The 19,429-nt window shown below is 68.6% G+C and carries 20 protein-coding genes and 1 tRNA gene; 11 read left to right on the top strand and 10 right to left on the bottom strand.

All coding sequences use genetic code 11. From position 1 onward, the window contains the following. The first annotated feature begins 21 nt into the window (after nucleotides 1-21). The 3 genes from ccmI to ACFOMP_RS13050 are packed head-to-tail and all read left to right on the top strand — an operon-like array spanning nucleotide 22 to nucleotide 1,906. The gene (gene ccmI, locus ACFOMP_RS13040) at nucleotides 22-1,248 is read left to right on the top strand and encodes a c-type cytochrome biogenesis protein CcmI (RefSeq protein ID WP_379031232.1); all 1,227 of its coding nucleotides are present in this window, start codon (nucleotides 22-24) and stop codon (nucleotides 1,246-1,248) included. After that, the gene (gene ruvX, locus ACFOMP_RS13045; RefSeq protein WP_379031235.1) at nucleotides 1,245-1,715 is read left to right on the top strand and encodes a Holliday junction resolvase RuvX; all 471 of its coding nucleotides are present in this window, start codon (nucleotides 1,245-1,247) and stop codon (nucleotides 1,713-1,715) included. The genes ccmI and ruvX overlap by 4 nt, the downstream gene beginning before the upstream one ends. After that, nucleotides 1,712-1,906, top strand: coding sequence for a DUF1289 domain-containing protein (locus tag ACFOMP_RS13050; protein ID WP_289893112.1), 195 nt, complete (start codon nucleotides 1,712-1,714; stop codon nucleotides 1,904-1,906). Before ruvX ends, ACFOMP_RS13050 begins: the two co-directional genes overlap by 4 nt. Here the strand turns inward: ACFOMP_RS13050 and ACFOMP_RS13055 are convergent. The 4 genes from ACFOMP_RS13055 to ACFOMP_RS13070 form a co-directional block, all read right to left on the bottom strand. Next, nucleotides 1,875-4,043 carry an esterase-like activity of phytase family protein gene (locus ACFOMP_RS13055; protein WP_379031239.1) on the bottom strand — a complete coding sequence of 723 codons (2,169 nt, stop codon included), beginning with the start codon at nucleotides 4,041-4,043 and terminating at the stop codon, nucleotides 1,875-1,877. The two genes, ACFOMP_RS13050 and ACFOMP_RS13055, sit on opposite strands and share 32 nt — an antisense overlap. Nucleotides 4,044-4,127: 84 nt before the next feature. Beyond that, nucleotides 4,128-4,478, bottom strand: coding sequence for a hypothetical protein (locus tag ACFOMP_RS13060; protein ID WP_289893110.1), 351 nt, complete (start codon nucleotides 4,476-4,478; stop codon nucleotides 4,128-4,130). Then, the gene (locus ACFOMP_RS13065) at nucleotides 4,475-5,386 is read right to left on the bottom strand and encodes a DnaJ C-terminal domain-containing protein (RefSeq protein WP_379031242.1); all 912 of its coding nucleotides are present in this window, start codon (nucleotides 5,384-5,386) and stop codon (nucleotides 4,475-4,477) included. Before ACFOMP_RS13065 ends, ACFOMP_RS13060 begins: the two co-directional genes overlap by 4 nt. An 18-nt stretch (nucleotides 5,387-5,404) precedes the next feature. Continuing rightward, nucleotides 5,405-6,598 carry an ROK family transcriptional regulator gene (locus tag ACFOMP_RS13070; protein WP_379031245.1) on the bottom strand — a complete coding sequence of 398 codons (1,194 nt, stop codon included), beginning with the start codon at nucleotides 6,596-6,598 and terminating at the stop codon, nucleotides 5,405-5,407. A gap of 118 nt (nucleotides 6,599-6,716) precedes the next feature. Here ACFOMP_RS13070 and ACFOMP_RS13075 point away from each other — a divergent pair, with 118 nt between their 5' ends. The 4 genes from ACFOMP_RS13075 (at nucleotide 6,717) to ACFOMP_RS13090 (ending at nucleotide 10,355) form a co-directional block, all read left to right on the top strand. After that, nucleotides 6,717-7,736, top strand: a complete 1,020-nt coding sequence (locus tag ACFOMP_RS13075; protein ID WP_379031248.1) for a sugar ABC transporter substrate-binding protein — start codon at nucleotides 6,717-6,719, stop codon at nucleotides 7,734-7,736. Between the two features lie 95 nt (nucleotides 7,737-7,831). Further along, complete coding sequence (locus ACFOMP_RS13080; RefSeq protein WP_289893106.1) at nucleotides 7,832-8,905, top strand: ABC transporter permease; 1,074 nt, start codon at nucleotides 7,832-7,834, stop codon at nucleotides 8,903-8,905. Continuing rightward, nucleotides 8,902-9,696, top strand: a complete 795-nt coding sequence (locus tag ACFOMP_RS13085) for an ATP-binding cassette domain-containing protein (RefSeq protein WP_289893105.1) — start codon at nucleotides 8,902-8,904, stop codon at nucleotides 9,694-9,696. The genes ACFOMP_RS13080 and ACFOMP_RS13085 overlap by 4 nt, the downstream gene beginning before the upstream one ends. A gap of 44 nt (nucleotides 9,697-9,740) precedes the next feature. Beyond that, nucleotides 9,741-10,355: a nucleoside/nucleotide kinase family protein gene (locus ACFOMP_RS13090; protein WP_289893104.1), complete on the top strand. Its 615-nt coding sequence runs from the start codon at nucleotides 9,741-9,743 to the stop codon at nucleotides 10,353-10,355. Here ACFOMP_RS13090 and mog read toward each other — a convergent pair. The 3 genes from mog to ACFOMP_RS13105 form a co-directional block, all read right to left on the bottom strand. Then, entirely contained in the window at nucleotides 10,330-10,875 is a 546-nt protein-coding gene (gene mog, locus ACFOMP_RS13095; protein WP_289893103.1) for a molybdopterin adenylyltransferase, read from the bottom strand. The genes ACFOMP_RS13090 and mog overlap by 26 nt on opposite strands. 42 nt (nucleotides 10,876-10,917) lie before the next feature. Continuing rightward, nucleotides 10,918-11,397, bottom strand: coding sequence for a VOC family protein (locus ACFOMP_RS13100; protein ID WP_379031253.1), 480 nt, complete (start codon nucleotides 11,395-11,397; stop codon nucleotides 10,918-10,920). 244 nt (nucleotides 11,398-11,641) lie between these two features. Further along, a complete protein-coding gene (locus ACFOMP_RS13105) occupies nucleotides 11,642-12,868 on the bottom strand; it encodes an argininosuccinate synthase (protein ID WP_019352033.1) in 1,227 nt (408 codons plus the stop codon). A 156-nt stretch (nucleotides 12,869-13,024) separates the two neighbouring features. On the opposite strand from ACFOMP_RS13105, the gene ACFOMP_RS13110 reads away from it, so the two are divergent. Both ACFOMP_RS13110 and ilvA read left to right on the top strand, forming a co-directional pair. Continuing rightward, on the top strand, nucleotides 13,025-13,741 hold the full coding sequence (locus ACFOMP_RS13110; RefSeq protein WP_379031257.1) for a hypothetical protein: 717 nt from the start codon (nucleotides 13,025-13,027) through the stop codon (nucleotides 13,739-13,741). Nucleotides 13,742-13,790: 49 nt separating this feature from the next. After that, nucleotides 13,791-15,029 carry a threonine ammonia-lyase IlvA gene (gene ilvA / locus ACFOMP_RS13115; RefSeq protein ID WP_379031260.1) on the top strand — a complete coding sequence of 413 codons (1,239 nt, stop codon included), beginning with the start codon at nucleotides 13,791-13,793 and terminating at the stop codon, nucleotides 15,027-15,029. A gap of 34 nt (nucleotides 15,030-15,063) precedes the next feature. Here the strand turns inward: ilvA and ACFOMP_RS13120 are convergent, their stop codons facing one another. Next, on the bottom strand, nucleotides 15,064-15,414 hold the full coding sequence (locus ACFOMP_RS13120; protein ID WP_019351957.1) for an Hpt domain-containing protein: 351 nt from the start codon (nucleotides 15,412-15,414) through the stop codon (nucleotides 15,064-15,066). A 118-nt stretch (nucleotides 15,415-15,532) separates the two neighbouring features. Between ACFOMP_RS13120 and ACFOMP_RS13125 the strand changes: the two genes are divergently transcribed. Beyond that, nucleotides 15,533-16,804 (top strand): PP2C family protein-serine/threonine phosphatase, encoded by a 1,272-nt coding sequence (locus ACFOMP_RS13125; protein ID WP_379031263.1) that lies wholly within the window; start codon nucleotides 15,533-15,535, stop codon nucleotides 16,802-16,804. A gap of 19 nt (nucleotides 16,805-16,823) precedes the next feature. Here ACFOMP_RS13125 and ACFOMP_RS13130 read toward each other — a convergent pair whose 3' ends face one another. Further along, nucleotides 16,824-17,270 carry an NUDIX hydrolase gene (locus ACFOMP_RS13130; protein ID WP_289893098.1) on the bottom strand — a complete coding sequence of 149 codons (447 nt, stop codon included), beginning with the start codon at nucleotides 17,268-17,270 and terminating at the stop codon, nucleotides 16,824-16,826. A gap of 187 nt (nucleotides 17,271-17,457) precedes the next feature. After that, a tRNA-Leu gene (locus ACFOMP_RS13135) sits at nucleotides 17,458-17,542 on the bottom strand. A gap of 263 nt (nucleotides 17,543-17,805) precedes the next feature. Here ACFOMP_RS13135 and ACFOMP_RS13140 point away from each other — a divergent pair. Then, nucleotides 17,806-19,404: a GMC oxidoreductase gene (locus ACFOMP_RS13140; protein WP_379031266.1), complete on the top strand. Its 1,599-nt coding sequence runs from the start codon at nucleotides 17,806-17,808 to the stop codon at nucleotides 19,402-19,404. Nucleotides 19,405-19,429: the final 25 nt, after the last annotated feature.

Below are 19,429 nucleotides of genomic sequence, written 5' to 3' on the forward strand. Positions count from 1 at the left end.
GGCAGCCAAAAGGGGAAGCCGATGTTCTGGATGATCTGCGCCGCACTGGCGGGGGTGGTGGCCATCGCCATCGCCGCGCCGCTTCTGCGCCGGCAGGGCGCGGGGGCCGAGCCCGCCGCCGCCTATGACCTGCGGGTCTATCGCGACCAACTGCGCGAGGTCGGGCGCGATCTGGAACGCGGCGTGATCGACCAGGCCGATGCCGAGCGGTTGCGGATCGAGATCGGCCGCAAGGTTCTGGCCGCCGACCGGGCTCTGGAGCGCGCCGGCGGCGCCTGCCGGGCGCCGGGCGGCTGGGCGGCGCTGGTGGTGCTGGCGCTGCTGCTGGCCGGGGCCTTCCTGCTTTATCAGCGCGTCGGCCAGCCCGAACGCCCGGACGCGCCCATCGCCCGGCGTATCGCCGAGTCCCAGGCGCTTTACGAGGACCGCCCCAGCCAGGCCGAGGCCGAGGCCAAGGCGCCGAAGCCGCAACGCCCCGCGCCGGACGCCGACTATGTCGCGCTGATCGAGCGGCTGCGCGAGGCGGTGGCCAAGAACCCCGACGATCCGCGCGGCCTGGAGCTGCTGGCCGAGCACGAGGAAAAGCTGGGCAATGTCGTCGCCGCCAAGGAGGCGCAGCGCCGTCTGGTGGCGCTGAAGGGCGACACGGCCGGCGCCGAAGACCTGGCCCGGCTGGCCGGCCTGACCATCGAAGCCGCCGGCGGCCTCATCACCAGCGAGGCCGAGCAGGCGGTGGCCGGCGCGCTGCAGCGCGACCCGCACAATCCGCAGGCGCGGTTCATGGCCGGGCTGCTACACCTGCAGAACGGCCGGCCCGACCGGGCCTTCCCGATCTGGGCCGGGTTGCTGGCCGAGGGGCCGGAAAGCGCGCCCTGGATCGCGCCGATCCGCGCCGCCATCCCCGATCTGGCCTGGTTCGCCGGCCGGCCGGACTATACCCCGCCCGAACCGGCAAGCGCCGCGCCGGCGTTGCCCGGACCCGATGCCGACGCCATGGCCGCAGCCGGGGACATGACGCCCGAGCAGCGCCAGCAGATGATCGAGGGCATGGTGAAGGGGCTGGAAACCCGGCTGGCCGCCCAGGGCGGCACGCCCGAGGAATGGGCGCGGCTGATTTCCTCGCTGGTGGTGATCGGACAGAAAGACCATGCTGCCGACATCCTGGACGAGGCGCGGCAGCGTTTCTCGGCCGACCCGACCGCCCGTGCGGCGATCGAGGCGGCGGCGCAAAAGGCGGGGCTGGAATGATCTGCAACGACATCGAGGCCTTCGCCGCCGCCCTGCCCCGCACCGGCGCCCTGGCCGGGCTGGATCTGGGGACCAAGACCATCGGCGTCGCGGTCAGCGACGGGCTGCGCGGCGTCGCCTCGCCCCTGACGGTGATCCGGCGCGAGAAGTTCACCCTAGACGCGCAGGCGCTGCTGAAGATCGCCGCCGACCGGGCGCTGGTCGGGTTGGTTCTGGGCCTGCCGCGCAACATGGACGGCAGCGAGGGGCCGCGGGCGCAATCCACCCGCGCCTTCGCCCGCAACCTGGAACGGCTGACGCCGCTGCCCATCGCCTTCTGGGACGAGCGGCTGTCCACGGTCGCCGCCGAACGGGCGCTGCTGGAAGGCGACACCTCGCGCAAGCGCCGGGCCGAGGTCATCGACCAGGTGGCGGCCGGCTATATCCTGCAGGGCGCGCTGGACCGGCTGCGGCATCTGGGGTCATGACCGTCTCGACCCCCTGCATCAAGATCTGCCGCATCGACGCGGAAAGCCGGCTCTGCACCGGCTGCTGGCGCTTTCTGGACGAGATCGCGGCCTGGGGCGGGATGACGGAGGCGGAAAGGCTGGCCGTCATGGCCAGCCTGCCCGAGCGCAAGGCGCGCTTCACTTCGCCGCCGTCTGCGTCCCCAGCGTGAAGGACCACAGGAAGGTCTCGCCCGAGGCATCGTCCACGCCATCATTGTCGGTCACGGTCCAGACCGTGCCGTCCGGCGCGATCGCCATGCCCTCGACCTTGTCCTGCACATAGCCGTTCCACTGCTGCAGGTCGGGGATCAGGTCGCGCTCGACCCGCTTCTCGACCAGCGGCAGCGCACCGCCAAGCGGCGCGGGCTTCAGGCCCTGCAGCGCCACCGAAGTCACCTGCTTCAGCTTCGCCGCCGGGCCGATCAGGTTGTCGCGCTCGATCAGGTAGAGGCGCTCGTCATGGATCGCCAGTTCCGACAAGCCGACCCAGCCCTCGCCCGATTCCAGCGGATAGCGGACGCCGGACCACTCGCCGGTGGCGGGGTCGAAAGACAGCAGCTTGGTCTGGCCCTTGGGATCGTCCTTCCATTCGCGCTGCACCGCCATCCACAGCATGCCATCGCCGGCCATGGCGATGCCTTCTAGCCCGAACCGGGTCGAGCCGGCGGTCAGATCCTCGGGCAGCGCCACCTGTTGCTGCACGGCACCCTTGCCGTCGACATGCAGGATCTGGTGCGGGATCTCTTTCTCGGGATTGCCTTCCGAGGCCAGCCAGAACCCGCCCTTGCCGTCCGCGGCAATGCCTTCCAGGTCGATTGTCTCGGCCGGTTTTCCGTCCTTGCTGATCACGATCTTGTCGGTGATCGTCGCCGGGCTGCCGGCCTGGATGCGATAGATCGCCGGCTGGTTCTTGTAGGCGCTGTCGCTGACCGCGAACAGCACCGAGGAATCGGCCGGATCGAGCGTCAGACCCGACAGCGCGCCCCAGCCCAGCAGATCCTGCGACGCGATGGTCGGATAGGCCGGGGTGCCCTCGGCCCGCTCATAGATCATCACATGGGCGCGGGCGCCGCCATCCTCGCCCAGGTCGGTCTCGTTGGCGCTGGCGAACAGGTTGCGGCCGGGGATCGCCACCAGCCCCTCGGGACCGATGCCCGAGGGCAGGATCTGCCGCAGCACCGGGGCGGACGGGTCGGCCACGTCATAGACGCCGATGGCGCTGCCGCGCTCGGAACCGACGAACAGCAGCCGCGCGCCGTCGAATTCGGCATATTTCACCGCCTCGGGTTCGGCGCCCTTCTTGCCGGAACGCCCCTCGGGATAATGGCCGATGCGGACCAGCGCATGTTCGAAGGCCGGGCCGGATTCGTGGACCACCGAACCGTCGCGGTTCCAAATGGTGAAGCCGCGCGAGCCGCCCTGCCAGTCGCCCTCGTTCGCGGTGGCGAAATGGTCATTGTCCAGCCAGGCGACGGTGTCCGGCTCGCGCGGAACCGCCTTCAGGCTGCCGGTAAAGTCCAGCTTGCCGTCCTTGTCGGTGTCGATGCCGTCCAGGTCGACGCTGCCGGCGCTGAAATGCGACGCAACGGCGCCATCGGCGCCGATCACCACGATGTGGTTGTTTTCCTGCATGGTGACGACCAGGTCGCCCTGGGCGTTGAAATCGACATATTCCGGCTCGGGATCATCGGGCGCGATGCCGGCCAGGCCGGTCAGTTCGATGACCTGCTTTCCGGCGCAATCGACCTGGCCGTCCTTGACCGGCAGGCGCAGCACGAAGCCGGCGGGCAGCTGCGGGATGGCGCCGTCATTCACCTCCTCGTCGCGCTCGTTCTCGATGGCGACGGCGATCATGTCCCCCTTCGGCGACAGCGCGACCGAATCGGGCTGGCCGCCCAGGTCGCAATTCGCCACCACCTGCCCGCCGGCCAGATCGACCGAGCGCAGCACGCCCGAGGGCTTGGCATAGCTTTCCGAGGTGTTCACGCCCACAAAGGCGGTGTCACCCAGTACCACCGTGGTCGTCGGCTCGCCGTCCATGGCGATGTTGCCCAGCGGCTTCGGCGCGCGCGGGTCGGCAATGTCGATCAGGCCGATCGCACCCAGCGGGCTGTCGGAATAGATCAGCCGCTTGCCATCGGGCGTCGCGGTCATGATCTCGGCCGAGGTGGCGCGCGTCCGGTCCTCGTCCCCGGCCATGTTGTCCAGGGTGGCGAAGCTGGCGATACGGTTGAAGACCGGCTCGGCCAGGGCGGGCGAGGCCGCGGCCAGCGCGATCAACGAACAGAAGGTCAGGCGGAATGTCATGGTTCCCTCGGGGGTTGGCTTCCCCGGGGATTTGGCGGCCTTGCGTGACAGGGCCTTGTCAGGCCGGTGACGATTTGGTGACGATCAATCCCGCGTCACCACCCGCACCTCGCGGATCGCGGCCTTGAGCCGCACCCGCGTCTCGACCGGCTCGCGCGCCACGGCGTCCAGCATCGCCCGCATGTCGCCACGCAGCCCGTGCAGCTGGTCGACCAGCGACAGCACCATGGCCAACGCTTCCTCGTCCAGGTGATAGCCCTCGGCCAGGTCCACCACCAGGTTCAGCCGCGCCAGGTCCAGTTCGCGAAACAGCGGCCCGTGCTCGGACTGCACCGGGATCACCACGCCGGCGCGGATGTAGCGGTCGAGCTGTTCGGCGCTCAGCTCGCCGACCGCCTGCAGCGCCTCGGCCAGGGTGTAATGGCGCTGGGTCATTTGCCCCTCCTCGGATCATAGGCGTGGCTCTGGCGCCATTGCTCCATGAAATGCGCCAGCTCGTCATCGACCTTGGGCGGCATGACGATCTTCAGCGCGACATGCTGATCGCCGCGCCGGCCGTCGGCGCCCTTGATGCCGCGCCCCTTCAGCCGCAGCTTCTGGCCGGAACTGGCGCCACGCGGAACGGTCAGCATGACCGGACCGTCGATGGTCTGCGCCTCGACCTTGCCGCCCAGAACCGCCTGGTCGATGGTGATCGGCAGCGTGGTTTCGACATCGTCGCCGTCGCGCTTCCAGTCGGGGTCCTCGGCGACGATCAGGGTCAGCAGCGCATCGCCGGGCTCGCCCTCGCCCATGCCGGGGCCGCCCTTGCCGCGCAGGCGGATGACCTGGCCGTCATGCGCGCCCTCGGGGATCCTGACCTCCAGCACGCTGCCGTCGGGCATGGTGATCCGGGTCGAGCCGCCGCGGGCGGCGGTCATGAAGTCGATCTCCAGCGTGAAGCGCTGGTCGGGGCCGCGCATGTCGAAACTCCTCGCGCCGCCGCCGCCGCGCCGGGCCTGCGCGCGCTGGCCGAACAGGTCCGAGAACACGTCCGAGAAATCCTCGAACCCGTGGCTCTGGCGATAGGGATTGTCGCCCTGCTCGGCATATTCGCGGTAGTAATGCCGCTGCGGCCGCTCCTGCCCCGAGGCGTCGATCTCGCCCCGGTCGAAACGGGCGCGCTGCTCGGGCTCCTTGAGCAGGTCATAGGCCGAGGACGCCGCCTTGAAGCGCTCATGTGCCGCCGGGTCGGGGTTCAGGTCCGGGTGGTCGGTCTTGGCGATCCGGCGATAGGCCTTCTTGATCTCGTCCTGGCTGGCATTCCTGTTCAGCCCCAGCGCCTTGTATGGATCGTCGGCCATGGCCGCGGCTTCCTTTCTTCACCTGTCGTCCCGGAAACGCGCGGACGCGTCCGGGGTTTCCTGCCCGTTCCGTCCCGGTCGCGGGGCGGTGAAACTGCCGCCCGGCATGAAACCGGCGCTGAGCGGCAGCGCCGCCGCCCCCAGCGTGCGGGCCCGGCGGCCCAGGGTTCCGGCGCGCACCTCGGGCAAGGTGACGCCGTGATGGCGCATCGCCGCCAGCCCGGCGGCCGTCGCCTGCACCAGCGCCTCGCGCAGCGCCGCCGGCATGGCGCCGTCGATCACCACCAGCGGCAGGTCCAGCACCGCGACCGCCCCCAGCGCCGCATGGGACAGCACCCGCGCCGATTCGTCCAGCCATTGCCGGGCGATGGCCGGCGGCAGCCGCCAGTCGGCATCGTCCAGCGGCAGGTCGCATCCCAGCGCCGTCTCCAACACCGAGACCGAGGCCAGGTCCAGCACCTGCCGGCCGCCCGGCACCGGATATGAGCCCATCGCCCCGGCATTGCGCGACGGCCCCAGCCGCAGCCTGCCGTCCAGCACCACGCCGCCGCCGGCGAAATGCGCCAGGTAGAAATACAGGAAATCCTCGGGCAATTCGTCGGTGCCGAACATCATCTCGGCCCCGCAGGCGCAGGAGCCGTCGTTTTCCAGCCAGACCGGCAGGTCCAGCGCCTGCGCCAGTTCGGCGCGCAGGTCGCGGCCGCGCCAGGGCGCCATCTCCTCGGCCCAGTCCCACAGGTAGAAGGGGCTGGCGATGCCCATGCCCGACAGCCGCGCCCGCTGCGTCTCGGTCAGCTCGGCCAGGATCGCGGCGGTGCCGGCGACGGCGAAATCCCGGATCGCGTCGGGATGCGGATAGGCATGGGGCAGCACCCGGATCTGCCGGGTCCGGCCGGCGAAATCGACCAGCACCAGTTCGGCCACCCGCCGCCCGACCTTGAGGCCCAGGAACAGCGCCCCGTCCGGCGCCAGCGCCAGCGGCAGCAGCGGCTGGCCGACCTTGCCGCGCCGCCGCTCGCCCCCGGCATCCAGCAGGCCGGCGGCGATCAGCTCGCGGGTGATGTTGGTCACGGCCTGCGCCGACAGGCCGGTGGCCTGCGCCAGCGCGGCGCGCGGCATCGGCCCGTTGCGGCGAATCAGCCACAGGATCAGGCGCTCGTTCTGGCTGCGGACCCCCTGCGGCGTCACCGCCGCCGGCATGGTGTTCGACATGGCTGCATCCTCCCTCCTCCTATAAATCAACGAAATTGATTTATTGACAAGCCCCCATTTCTTCGGCAGCCTTTTGGCGGAGGCGGCGGTCAGACCCGCCCAGAGGAGGAAGGACATCATGACCAAGACGACACTGCTGCGCACAGCGCTGGCGGGCACGGCCCTGACCCTGATCGCCGGCATGGCGCAGGCCGACAGCGCCTGTCTGATCACCAAGACCGACACCAACCCCTTCTTCGTGAAGATGAAGGAAGGCGCCGAGGCCAAGGCCGCCGAGCTGGGGCTGGAGCTGAAATCCTATGCCGGCCGCATCGACGGCGACCACGAAAGCCAGGTCTCGGCCATCGAGGCCTGCATCGCCGACGGCGCCAAGGGCATCCTGATCACCGCCTCGGACACCAAGGCCATCGTCGATTCCGTCCAGGCGGCGCGGGACGCCGGGCTGCTGGTCATCGCGCTGGACACGCCGCTGGACCCGATCGACGCGGCGGACGCGACCTTCGCCACCGACAATTTCAAGGCCGGCGAGCTGATCGGCCAATGGGCCAAGGCCACCATGGGCGACAAGGCGGCCGAGGCCAAGATCGCGCTGCTGGACCTGGCGATCTCGCAGCCCTCGGTGGACGTGCTGCGCGACCAGGGCTTCCTGCAGGGCTTCGGCGTCGAGCTGGGCGATCCGCAGAAATGGGGCGACGAGACCGACCCGCGCATCGTCGGCCACGAAGTCACCTCGGGCAACGAGGAAGGCGGGCTGAAAGCCATGGAGACGCTGCTGGCCCAGGATCCCGACATCAACCTGGTCTACACGATCAACGAGCCCGCCGCCGCCGGCGCCTATGAGGCGCTGAAGGCCGTCGGACGCGAAAAGGACGTGCTGATCGTCTCGGTCGATGGCGGCTGCCCGGGCGTGCAGAACGTCAAGGACGGCGTGATCGGCGCCACCTCGCAGCAATATCCGCTGGACATGGCGTCGAAAGGCATCGAGGCCATCGCCGCCTTCGCCAAGGACGGCACCAAGCCCGCCGCGACCGAGGGCAAGGACTTTACCGATACCGGCGTGCAACTGGTCACCGACAAGCCGGTCGAGGGCGTCGAATCCATCGACAGCGCCAAGGGCGCCGAGCTTTGCTGGGGCTGAGCCGCGACTGAACCGCGGGGCGGGGCTGCGGCCTCGCCCTGGCCACAGGCAGCGACGCCCGGAAGCGGCGTCGTGCAAAAGGGGGGAGACCGTCCATGTCATCCGACACCAAGACGGCCGCCGGCTACGAGGAGGGCCTGCAGGGCGCCTCGGACAAGGTGGCCGAGTTCCAGGAACAGAAAACCGCCCTGAAGCGCCTGCAGCACTGGCTGCACATGACGCCCTCGGCGGTGCCGATGATCGTGCTGGTCGCGGCGATCATCGTCTTCGGCCTGCTGTCGCCGAACTTCTTCAAGGCGGTGACGCTGTCCACCATCCTGCAGCAGATCGCCATCGTCGGCATCCTGGGCTGCGCGCAGTCGCTGGTGGTGCTGACCGCGGGGATCGACCTGTCAGTCGGAGCCATCGCGGTGTTCTCCTCGGTGCTGATGGGGCAGTTCACCTTCCGCTATGGCATCCCGGCGCCGCTTTCCATCGCGCTGGGGCTGGCGGCGGGCACGGCCATGGGCTTTGCCAATGGCTGGCTGGTCGCGCGCATCAGGCTGCCGCCGTTCATCGTGACGCTGGGCACCTGGCAGATCATCCTGGCCGCGAACTACATCTATTCCGCGAATGAGACCATCCGTTCCTCGGCCATCGGGGAAAGCGCCCCCGCGCTGCAGTTCTGGGGCAATTCCATCCAGCCCGGCGGGGTCAAGGTGCTTTACGCGGTGTTCCTGCTGATCGCGCTGGTCGCGCTTCTGGCCTATGTGCTGCGCCATACCGCCTGGGGCCGGCATGTCTATGCCGTGGGCGACGACCCGGAGGCGGCGGAACTGGCCGGCGTGCGCACCAGGCGGGTGCTGATCCAGGTCTATGCCCTGGCGGGCCTGTTCTGCGCCGTGGCCGGCTGGGTGATGATCGGCCGCTTCGGCTCGGTCTCGCCCTCGGCCTCGACCGGGCAACTGGGCAATATCCAGTCCATCACGGCGGTGGTGATCGGCGGGATCAGCCTGTTCGGCGGCCGGGGCTCGATCGTCGGCATGTTCTTCGGGGCGCTGATCGTCGGCGTGTTCGAAATGGGGCTGAAAATGGTCGGCACCGATCCGCAATGGACCTTCTTCCTCATCGGCCTGCTCATCATCCTCGCCGTGGCGGTGGACCAATGGATCAGAAAGGCATCGGCATGAACGCCAACATTTCCGCAGAACCGCTTCTGAAGGCGCGCGGTCTGGTCAAGCGCTATGGCAAGGTCACGGCGCTGGACCATTGCGACTTCGAGCTGATGCCGGGCGAGATCCTGGCGGTCATCGGCGACAACGGCGCGGGCAAGTCCTCGCTGATCAAGGCGCTGTCCGGCGCGGTCCAGCCCGACGAGGGCGAGATCACGCTGGAGGGCAAGCCGGTGAACTTCGCCAGCCCGCTGGACGCGCGCGGCTGTGGCATCGAATGCGTCTATCAGACGCTGGCCATGTCGCCGGCGCTGTCGATCGCCGACAACATGTTCATGGGCCGCGAGCTGCGCAAGCCCGGCATCATGGGCAGCCTGTTCCGCCAGCTCGACCGCCCGGCGATGGAGAAATTCGCCCGCGAGAAGCTGACCGAGCTGGGGCTGATGACGATCCAGAACATCAATCAGGCGGTCGAGACGCTGTCGGGCGGCCAGCGCCAGGGCGTGGCCGTGGCGCGCGCCGCCGCCTTCGGCTCGAAGGTGGTGATCCTGGACGAGCCGACGGCGGCGCTTGGCGTCAAGGAAAGCCGCCGGGTGCTGGAGCTGATCCGCGACGTGCGCTCGCGAGGCATCCCGATCATCCTGATTTCCCACAATATGCCGCATGTCTTCGAGGTGGCGGACCGCATCCATATCCATCGGCTGGGCCGGCGGCTTTGCGTGATCCGGCCGCAGGACTATTCCATGTCGGACGCGGTGGCCTTCATGACCGGGGCCAAGCTGCCGGACGAGGCGGCGACGGCGGCTTGAACCGCAGCCCCCGCCGCCGCTATTCTTCCCTCGGGATGGTCTGCATGGATGAGATACTGGACCGGATTGCGCGGCTGGGGCCCGGACGGCGGATCGTCGCCATCGTCGGGGCGCCGGGATCGGGAAAATCCACCCTGGCCGCACGGCTGGTGGCCGGGCTGGAGGATGCGGTTCTGGTGCCGATGGACGGGTTCCACCTGGACAACCGGCTGCTGGAGGCGGACGGGCTGCGCGGCTGCAAGGGCGCGCCGCAGACCTTCGACGCCGCCGGTTTCGTGGCGCTGATGCAGCGGCTGAAGGCCGGCGGCGAGTTGGTCTATCCGATCTTCGACCGCGCGCTGGACCTCTCTGTCGCCGGCGCCGGCCGGGTCGAGGCCGGCCACCGGCTGGTGGTGGTCGAGGGCAATTACCTGCTGCTGGATCGGACGCCCTGGCGCAAACTGGCCGGACTCTGGGACTTGTCGATCATGCTGGATGTGCCGATGGAGGAGCTGCACCGCCGCCTGACCGCGCGCTGGCAGGGCCTCGGCCGCTCGCCGGCCGAGGTGATGGCGCATCTGGAGAACGATCTCGGCAATGCCGAACTGGTGCTGCGCGAATCGCTGCCGGCCGATCTTCTGGTTCGGCCCGCGCCTACGGCTTCGGCCGGAACGCCTTGATGCGGGCGGGGTCGGTTTCCACATAGGCCGCGCCGATCAGGTCGAGGCAATAGGGCACCGCCGCAAAGACCGCATCGAGGCAGGTGGCGATGGCCGAGGGCTTGCCGGGGATGGTGATCATCAGCGTGGCGCCGCGGATGCCCGCACTTTGCCGCGACAGGATGGCGGTCGGCACCTCGCGCAGGCTGGCGCGGCGCATTTCCTCGCCAAAACCCGGCAGTTCCTTTTCGATCACATCCGCCATGGCCTCGGGCGTCTGGTCGCGCGGCGCCGGCCCGGTGCCGCCGGTGATCAGGATCAGGTCGGCGCCCTGGTCGTCGGCCAGGTCGCGCAGACAATCCGCGACCATCTCGCGCCCGTCCGGGATGATGCGGCGGGTGATGTCCATGGGCGAGGTGATGGTGGCGCGCAGCCAGTCCTCGGCCCCCGGCCCGCCCTTGTCCTGATATTCGCCGCGGGCGGCGCGGTCCGAGACGGTGACGATGGCGATATGGGCGGGGCGGTCGGGGTTCTGGGTCATGCCCGCATCCTGCCGCAGGCGGCGCGGGAAGGGAAGCGCGGCTCAGCCGCGCCGCGCCGCCTCGATGGCCGCAACGTCGATCCTGGTCATCTGCATCATCGCCTCGAAAGCGCGTTGCGCCTCGTCGCCGCCGGCGGCCAGCGCATCGGTCAGCACGCGCGGCGTGATCTGCCAGGAAATCCCCCACCTGTCCTTGCACCAGCCGCAGGCGCTTTCTTGGCCGCCATTGCCGACGATCGCATCCCAGTAGCGGTCGGTTTCCTTCTGGTCGTCGGTGGCGATCTGGAACGAGAAGGCCTCGTTGTGCCGAAAGGTCGGGCCGCCGTTCAGGCCGACGCAGGGAATGCCCGCGACGGTGAATTCGACCAGCAGCACATCGCCCGCCTTGCCCGACGGAAAGTCGCTGGGCGCGTGGCGCACCGCAGTGACCGCGCTGTCGGGAAAGGTCTCGGCATAGAAACGGGCGGCCGCCTCGGCATCCTTGTCGTACCAGAGGCAGATGGTGTTCTTGGCCATGGTCATTTCCGGTTCCTCCCTGGGCCGTTGCCTGCGGGCGAACGCGCCATGGCGGCCACGGTTCCCCGGTTCCGCCGAACGGGGGGTATTTGGAAAACGGTGAATGAGAGGCGCCGGGCCGCCTCCGGCGAGAGCATTTGCGGAAACGAAGGAAGCCGGGCCGGCGCGTCGATTGCGCGCGCGAGCCGGTGCGGCCAGAAAAAAGGCCGCGGAACCTGTCCGCGGCCTTTGGCCTGCGCTGCCGGTGCGGTTACTTGAACCGGGCGTTGCGGTTCGCCACCAGCTTCAGCCGCAGCGCGTTCAGGCGGATGAAGCCCGCCGCGTCCTTCTGGTCATAGGCGCCGGCATCGTCCTCGAAGGTGACGTGCTTTTCGCTGTAGAGCGAATGGTCCGACCAGCGGCCGACCGTATGGGCGCTGCCCTTGTAGAGCTTCAGCCGCACGGTGCCGGTCACATGCTCCTGGCTCTTGTCGATCAGGGCCTGCAGCATCTCGCGCTCGGGCGAATACCAGAAGCCGTTATAGATCAGCTCGGCATAGCGCGGCATGATCGAATCCTTGAGATGGCCGGCGCCGCTGTCGAGCGTGATCTGCTCGATGCCGCGATGCGCCTCCAGCAGGATGGTGCCGCCGGGGGTCTCGTAGATGCCGCGCGACTTCATGCCGACGAAGCGGTTTTCCACGAAGTCCAGCCGGCCGATGCCGTGCTTGCGGCCGTATTCGTTCAGCCGGGTCAGGATGGTGGCGGGCGACAGCGCCTCGCCGTTGATCGACACCGCATCGCCGCGCTCGAAGCCGATCTCGAGATATTCGGGCTGGTCGGGCGCCTCTTCGGGGCTGACGGTGCGCTGATAGACGTAGTCGGGCGCTTCCTCGGCCGGGTTTTCCAGCGCCTTGCCCTCGCTGCTGGTGTGCAGCAGGTTGGCATCGACCGAGAACGGCGCCTCGCCGCGCTTGTCCTTGGCGATCGGGATCTGGTTCTGTTCGGCGAATTCGATCAGCCGGGTACGCGAGGTCAGATCCCATTCCCGCCAGGGCGCGATCACCCTGATCGACGGATCGAGCGCATAGGCCGACAGCTCGAAGCGGACCTGGTCGTTGCCCTTGCCGGTCGCGCCATGGGCCACGGCATCGGCGCCGTGCTGATGCGCGATCTCGACCAGGTGCTTGGAGATCAGCGGCCGGGCGATCGAGGTGCCGAGCAGATAGAGCCCCTCGTAGAGCGCGTTGGCGCGGAACATCGGAAACACGAAATCGCGCACGAATTCCTCGCGCACATCGACGATATGGATGTTTTCCGGCGTGATGCCGAGCAGCTCGGCCTTCTGGCGCGCCGGCTCCAGCTCCTCACCCTGGCCGAGGTCGGCGGTGAAGGTGATGACCTCGCAGCCGTATTCGGTCTGCAGCCATTTCAGGATGATCGAGGTGTCGAGCCCGCCCGAATAGGCAAGGACGACTTTCTTCGGCGCGTCGGACATGCGGATGACCCCCAGTGAAATTTCGGCAGGGAATAGGCGCATTCGCCGCGCGTCACAAGGGGCTGGTCCATCATCGCCCAGCGGCCCGGGCTGGCCAATGTCCCGCGGGACTGGCAAAACCCCGCATATCGCCGCAATCGCAGCAAGAGAGGCACCGTGTTCGCCAAGGCCACCGCTATCCTTCGCCATTCCTGGCGCCAGGTCACCGGCAATCTGGCCGCAAGCGCGCGGATCGCCCTGCCGCGCCTGCTGGTGTCGGCGCTGGCGATCCTGTGCTCGGCCATCGCCATGGTCGCCCGGCCGGACGCCTTTCCGCTGGGTTTCCTGGGCATGGTTCTGGCCATCGCCCTGCTCCTCTCGGTCGCTGTCAGCTGGCACCGCTACGTGCTGCTGAACGAGACCGGGCCGGAGCGGCTATGGGACCGGGTCGCCGCCTATTTCGGCTGGTGGGTGGCGATCTCCTTCCTGGGAGGGCTGGCGGCCCTTCCCCTGCAGCTGATGCTGCTGGGTTTGCCTGCGGCGCATGAAGGCTGGATCGGGCTTCTGGCCGGCATCCTTGCCCTTTGGGTCGGCTTGCGCCTGTCGCCCAAGCTGGTCGCCGCGGCGCTTGGCCGGCAGCTTGACCTGCGCGCGGCCTGGCGCGCGACGGGACAAGAGAAAGGCGTCGTCGAGGTGGTGACCGCAATGATCGGCGGGCTTTTCGTCATCCTGGGCGGGCTCGCCGCCGCGGCGGGCGGCTTGCGGGCCGAGGGCGTGCTGCAATATGCCGTGCCGGCCGCCCTGGTCCTGGCCAATCTGATGCTGGCGCTGTTCAACCTGTCGATCATCACGACCCTTTACGGCCATTACATCGAAGGCCGCCCCCTGCGCTGAGAGCGTGAAAACCCTTGCGAATCCGCCCGTTTCGCGCCATGGCCGGGGCATGGAAAACTTTGCCGCCTCTGTCCGCCAGGCAGAGATCGCGCTGCGCGACCTCTTCGAGCCGACGCCCCTGCAGAAGAACGACCACCTCTCGGCGAAATACGGCGCCGAGATCTGGCTGAAACGCGAAGACCTGACGCCGGTGCGCAGCTACAAGCTGCGCGGCGCCTTCAATGCCATGCGCAAGATCGGCGCCGGCTCGCTGGGACATTTCGTCTGCGCCAGCGCCGGCAACCACGCCCAGGGCATGGCCTTCGCCTGCCGGCATTTCGGCACCAAGGGCACGATCTTCATGCCGGTCACCACGCCGCGGCAGAAGATCGACAAGACCCGCATCTTCGGCAATGGCGCCATCGAGATCGTGCTGACCGGCGACTATTTCGACCAGACCCTGGCGGCGGCGCAGGAATTCGCCAAGGCGCAGGGCGCGACCTTCCTGTCGCCCTTCGACGACCCGGACATCATCGAGGGCCAGGCCACGGTCGGGCTGGAACTGCTCGACCAGCTGGGCGGGGCGCCGGACGTGGTGGTGCTGCCGGTCGGCGGCGGCGGTCTGGCCGCCGGCGTCACCCGGCTGCTTTCCGAACTGGCCCCCGGCACACGCGCCGAATTCGCCGAGCCCGAGGGCGGCGCCAGCCTGCGCGAGGCGCTGCTGGCGGGCGCGCCGGTGACGCTGCCGGCGGTGGACAATTTCGTCGATGGCGCCGCGGTGGCGCGGATCGGCGACCTGCCGTTTCGCGCGCTGGCCGGCTTCGGCGCCGACCGGGTCCATACCGCGCCCGAAGACCGCATCTGCGCCACCATGCTGGAGATGCTGAACATCGAGGGCATCGTGCTGGAACCCGCCGGAGCGCTGGCGGTGGACGTGCTGCGCGACATGACCGACCTGGCCGGCAAACGCGTGGTCTGCATCTGTTCGGGCGGCAATTTCGACTTCGAGCGCCTGCCCGAGGTCAAGGAGCGCGCCCAGCGCTTCTCGGGCCTCAAGCGCTATTTCATCCTGCGCCTTCCGCAACGGCCCGGCGCCCTGCGCGATTTCCTGCAACTTCTCGGCCCCGAAGACGATATCGCCCGCTTCGAATACCTGAAGAAATCGGCGCGCAATTTCGGTTCGGTCCTGATCGGCATCGAGACCACCACCCCCGGCAACCTGGAACGGATCTGCGAAAGGCTGGAAGCGGCGGGGATGGGCTATCGCGACATCACCCGCGACCCGGTTCTGGCCGAGTTCCTGATCTGACGGCCCATGATCCGTCGGCCAAGGGCGATCCGGCTCAGGCACGGCGCGCGGACCGGGGCGGATGCAGCTCTGCTTCCAGGCGGTGCATCAATGCCTGTTTCGATTCGGAATAGGCCCGCAGCAACCGCTCGACGCAGACATCGCGCGGCTTGCCGGCCGAGGCATGCCGCTCTCCCTCGTCGCAGAGATGGCCGAAATCCGCAAAACCCAGGTTCCAGGCACAGCCCTTGAGGAAATGCAGGTCGGTTTCCAGCCGCAGCGCATCCTGGCGCGACAGGCGCATCATCACCCCTTCGACCTCGTCCAGGAACAGTTCCAGAATGGTCTGGAACTCGTCGTCGCCGACTTCGCCGCGCAGTTCGTTGATCCGGTTCCAATCCAGCATGGACAACCCTTGGGAGAATCACGCCCTGACGATAGCAGGAAATTCATCTACCGCGTGTTAATCGCGAAAATTGTCATGATTAACGGAGTTTTCAGACCCGACGGTTTAGATGCTCGGCATGATGATCCTCGACAGCCAGGCCGTGAGTTCGATCCCGCACAGTTCGCGGCTGGTGCTGCTTGTCGACGACAGCCGGGCGCAGCGGCGCACGCTTGCCGTGCAGCTGATCCGCGCCGGCTATCACGTGGTCGAGGCCTCGGGCGGCGAGGAGGCGATGCGCATCTGCCTGGAGCGCCGGCCGGACATCGTGATCTCGGACTGGATGATGCCGGGCCAGAGCGGGCTGGAATTCTGCCGGCGGTTCCGCGACATGCAGTCGGACCGCTACGGCTATTTCATCCTGCTGACCACCCGCAACGACAAGAAGGACATCGCCGAAGGGCTGCGGGCCGGCGCCGACGAATTCATGACCAAGCCGGTCTCAGGGGCGGAACTGCTGGCGCGGCTGTCCGCCAGCGAGCGCATCCTGCGGATGGAGGAGAACCTGCGCAGCGCCAATGCGCAACTCAGCACCACCCTGGCCCGCCTGCGCGAAACCCAGGCCGCGATCGACCGCGACCTGCGCGAGGCGCAACGCCTGCAGCAGGGGCTGGTGCGCGAGCGTCACGGGCGATTCGGCGATTTCGACCTGTCGCTGCTGATGCGGCCGGCAGGCCATATGGGCGGCGACCTGGTGGGCTTCTTCCCGATCAACGGCCGGCGGATCGGGCTTTTCGCGCTGGACGTGGCCGGCCATGGCGTGGCGGCGGCGCTGCTCAGCGCCCGGCTGGCGGCGCTGCTGTCCAGTGCCGCCGACCACAATATCGCGCTGCGCATCACCGAGCTGGGCCTTTACGATTCCCGCCCGCCGGCCGAGGTGCTGCGCCACCTCAACATCCTGATGCTCGAGGAATTGCGGACCGATTCCTATTTCACCATGGTCTATGCCGACCTGGATTTTCTCAGCGGCCGGCTGCGACTGGTGCAGGCGGGCCATCCCCACCCGGTTCTGCAGCGCGCCGATGGCCGGATCGAGCGGATCGGACGCGGCGGCCTGCCGGTCGGGGTGTTTCCGCGCGCCGATTACGAGGAAGTGCAGCTTGTTCTGAAGCCGGGCGACCGGCTGTTCATCACCTCGGACGGCCTGACGGAAAGCGAGAATGCCCGCGGCGAGCCTCTGGGCGAGGAGGGGCTGCAGGCCATCCTGCGCACCAATGCCCTGCTGCGCGGCGACGCGCTGCTGGAATCGATCTGCTGGTCGGCGGCGCATTATGCCGGCGGACAGCGCAACGACGACATCTCGGCCGTACTGATCGAGCGCAGAAAGGAGGCCGATCCGCCCTGGGACTAGCCTGGCCGCGACGACCGCCCTATTCCGCCAGCCGGCGCAGCGCGGCGCGGACGAAGGCGCGCGAGCCGGGGTCGGGCAGCAGCGCCTCGACCCGCGGCAACGGCAGCCAATGCGCCTCGTGCCCCGGCTCGCCGGGCAGCCCCAGCCGGGCGATCGGCCGGGCGATCCAGACCGAACACAGTTTCTCGGCCCAGAATTCATAGTCCGGCATATAGCAGAACCGCCGATAGGCCCCGAGCCGTCGCGCCGAGCCGATGGTCCAGCCGGTTTCCTCGCGCACCTCGCGATGCAGGGCGGCCAGGGCCGATTCGCCGGGATCGATGCCGCCGCCCGGCAGCTGGAACTCGGGTTCGGGGGCCTGTTGGAAGGTCAGCAGCGCCGATCCGTCGCGGATCAGCAGCGCATAGGCGCCCGGGCGCAGGCGATAGGCCCGCCGCCCCGGCGGCGGTCCGAAACGCGGTATCATCCAGCCCCCTTCCCTTCCTTGCCCGATGCCGCCCACGCCGCGGCGCAGGCGTCCTGCCGCTGCCCCGGCATCAAGGCCGGCGATTTCGTGGTTTCGCCAATATCCAGACGGCCGCGCCACCGGCGGCCCGTCCGGCCGAGGATGCAAAAGCCGCGCAAACCCAAGGGCTTGCGCGGCTTTTGTCTTATGGTGCCCAGGAGAGGACTCGAACCTCCACGCCTTGCGGCACACGGACCTGAACCGTGCGCGTCTACCAATTCCGCCACCTGGGCAGGTCGCGTGAGCCGGGTGATTAAGGCCAGTCGCGGGGGGTGTCAACGGGGGATCTGCAAAAAACCTTCACAGGCCGCAAAACTTTTCCCGGCGTCCTGAGAACCGCCCCGCGCCGGCACGCCGGCGGCCGGAAATCGCCCTGCGCCGCCGCGCCCGGAATTGCCTTGTCCTTTGATTCAGCTTGCCGTGCGAAGCCGCGCGGGACTAGAACATTTCGTCGACCAGTGTCTTTGTCATCAGTTCAAAACCAGACGGATCCTCCATGGATGACCTCAGAACCCGCGAATGGGATGCCATCGTGATCGGAACGGGTATCGGCGGGGGCACCGCAGGGCGGCGTCTGGCCGAAGCGGGCCTTTCGGTCCTCTACCTGGAGAAGGGCCGGGATCTGGGCGACGCGGACCTGCCCGCGCTGGGCCTGGACAGCCGCGACCCCGAGACCCGGCTTGCCAATGGCGCCTGGCCGCGGCTGCTGGAAGCACAGCTCGACGGGGCGTGGTGCGAACTCGACGGCATGATCGGCGCCGGGGTCGGCGGAACCTCGGCCTTCTATGCCGCCACGCTGGAACGGCCCGAGCGCCACGATCTGGAATCGGTCGAGGGGCATCCGCATCCGACCGGCGGCTGGCCGATCTCCTATGACGGGATGCGGCCCTGGTTCCAGTTGGCCGAGAATTATTTCTACATCAACGGCGAGGTCGATCCGCTGGCCCCGAACGGCGCGCAGCTGTTGCCGCCGGTCCTGCCGCTGCCCGCCTCGGATGCGGCGTTGATATCCGCGCTGCAGCGCACCGGGATGCACCCCTATCGCACGCATATCGCAGCGCGCTTCCTGCCGGGTTGCGAAAGCTGCTTCGGGCGGCGCTGCCCGCGGCGCTGCAAGATGGACGGCCGCTCGGCCGGGGTGCTGCCGGCACTGGAGACCGGCCGCGCGGCCCTGATCGACCGCTGCCCGGTGACGCGGATCGAGGCCGACGGCGCCCGCGTCACCGGCGTGACCTGCCGCCGCGACGGGCAGGAATTCACCCTGCGCGCCAAGCGTTACGTGCTGGCGGCGGGCGGGCTGGCCTCGCCTTCGCTGCTGCTGCAGTCGCGCAGCGAGACCTGGCCCGACGGGCTGGGCAACGGCAACGACCTGGTCGGCCGCAACCTGATGTTCCACCTGAGCGAGATCATCGCGATCTGGGCCGGCCGGAGCCGGGGCGAGACCGGCGCCTCGCGCTCGATCAGCATGCGCGATCTGTATTTCATGGACGGGCAGCGCTTCGGCACCGTGCAATCCATGGGCCTTTCCGCCGGATTCGGCGAGATCCTGCACGCGCTGAACGGCCGGTTCGAGCGCTCGCCGCTGCGCCGGCTGCGGCCGCTGCGGCACGGGTTGCGCATCCCGGCCATGGTCGCGGCGCGGCTGCTGGGCAATGCCAAGCTGTTCGTGGGCGTGCTCGAGGATCTGCCCTATGCCGACAACCGCGTGCTGTCCGACCCGACCGACCCGGACCGGCTGCGCTTCCATTACGACATCTCGGACGAACTGCGCAGCCGCCGCGCCGCCTTCCGCAAGGCAATGCGCCAGGCCTTCCGGCCGCATCGCGCCATGTTCATGGGCGCAGCGCCGCAGCTGAACTTCGCCCATCCCTGCGGCACGCTGCGCTTTGGCGACGACCCGACCGACAGCGTCTTGGACCGCGATTGCCGGATGCACGGGCTGGACAATCTCTATGTGGCGGATTCCTCGTTCATGCCGACCTCGAACGGGGTCAATCCCAGCCTGACCATCGCCGCCAATGCGCTGCGGGTGGCGGACGCGATCGTCGCAGGCTTGCGGCCACGGCTTGCCGCTGGCGGAAGCCTTGGCTATTGAGCAGACAAGCAAGCCACGAAGGGAG

Source organism: Paracoccus simplex, from assembly GCF_042648325.1.
Classification (GTDB): domain Bacteria; phylum Pseudomonadota; class Alphaproteobacteria; order Rhodobacterales; family Rhodobacteraceae; genus Paracoccus; species Paracoccus simplex.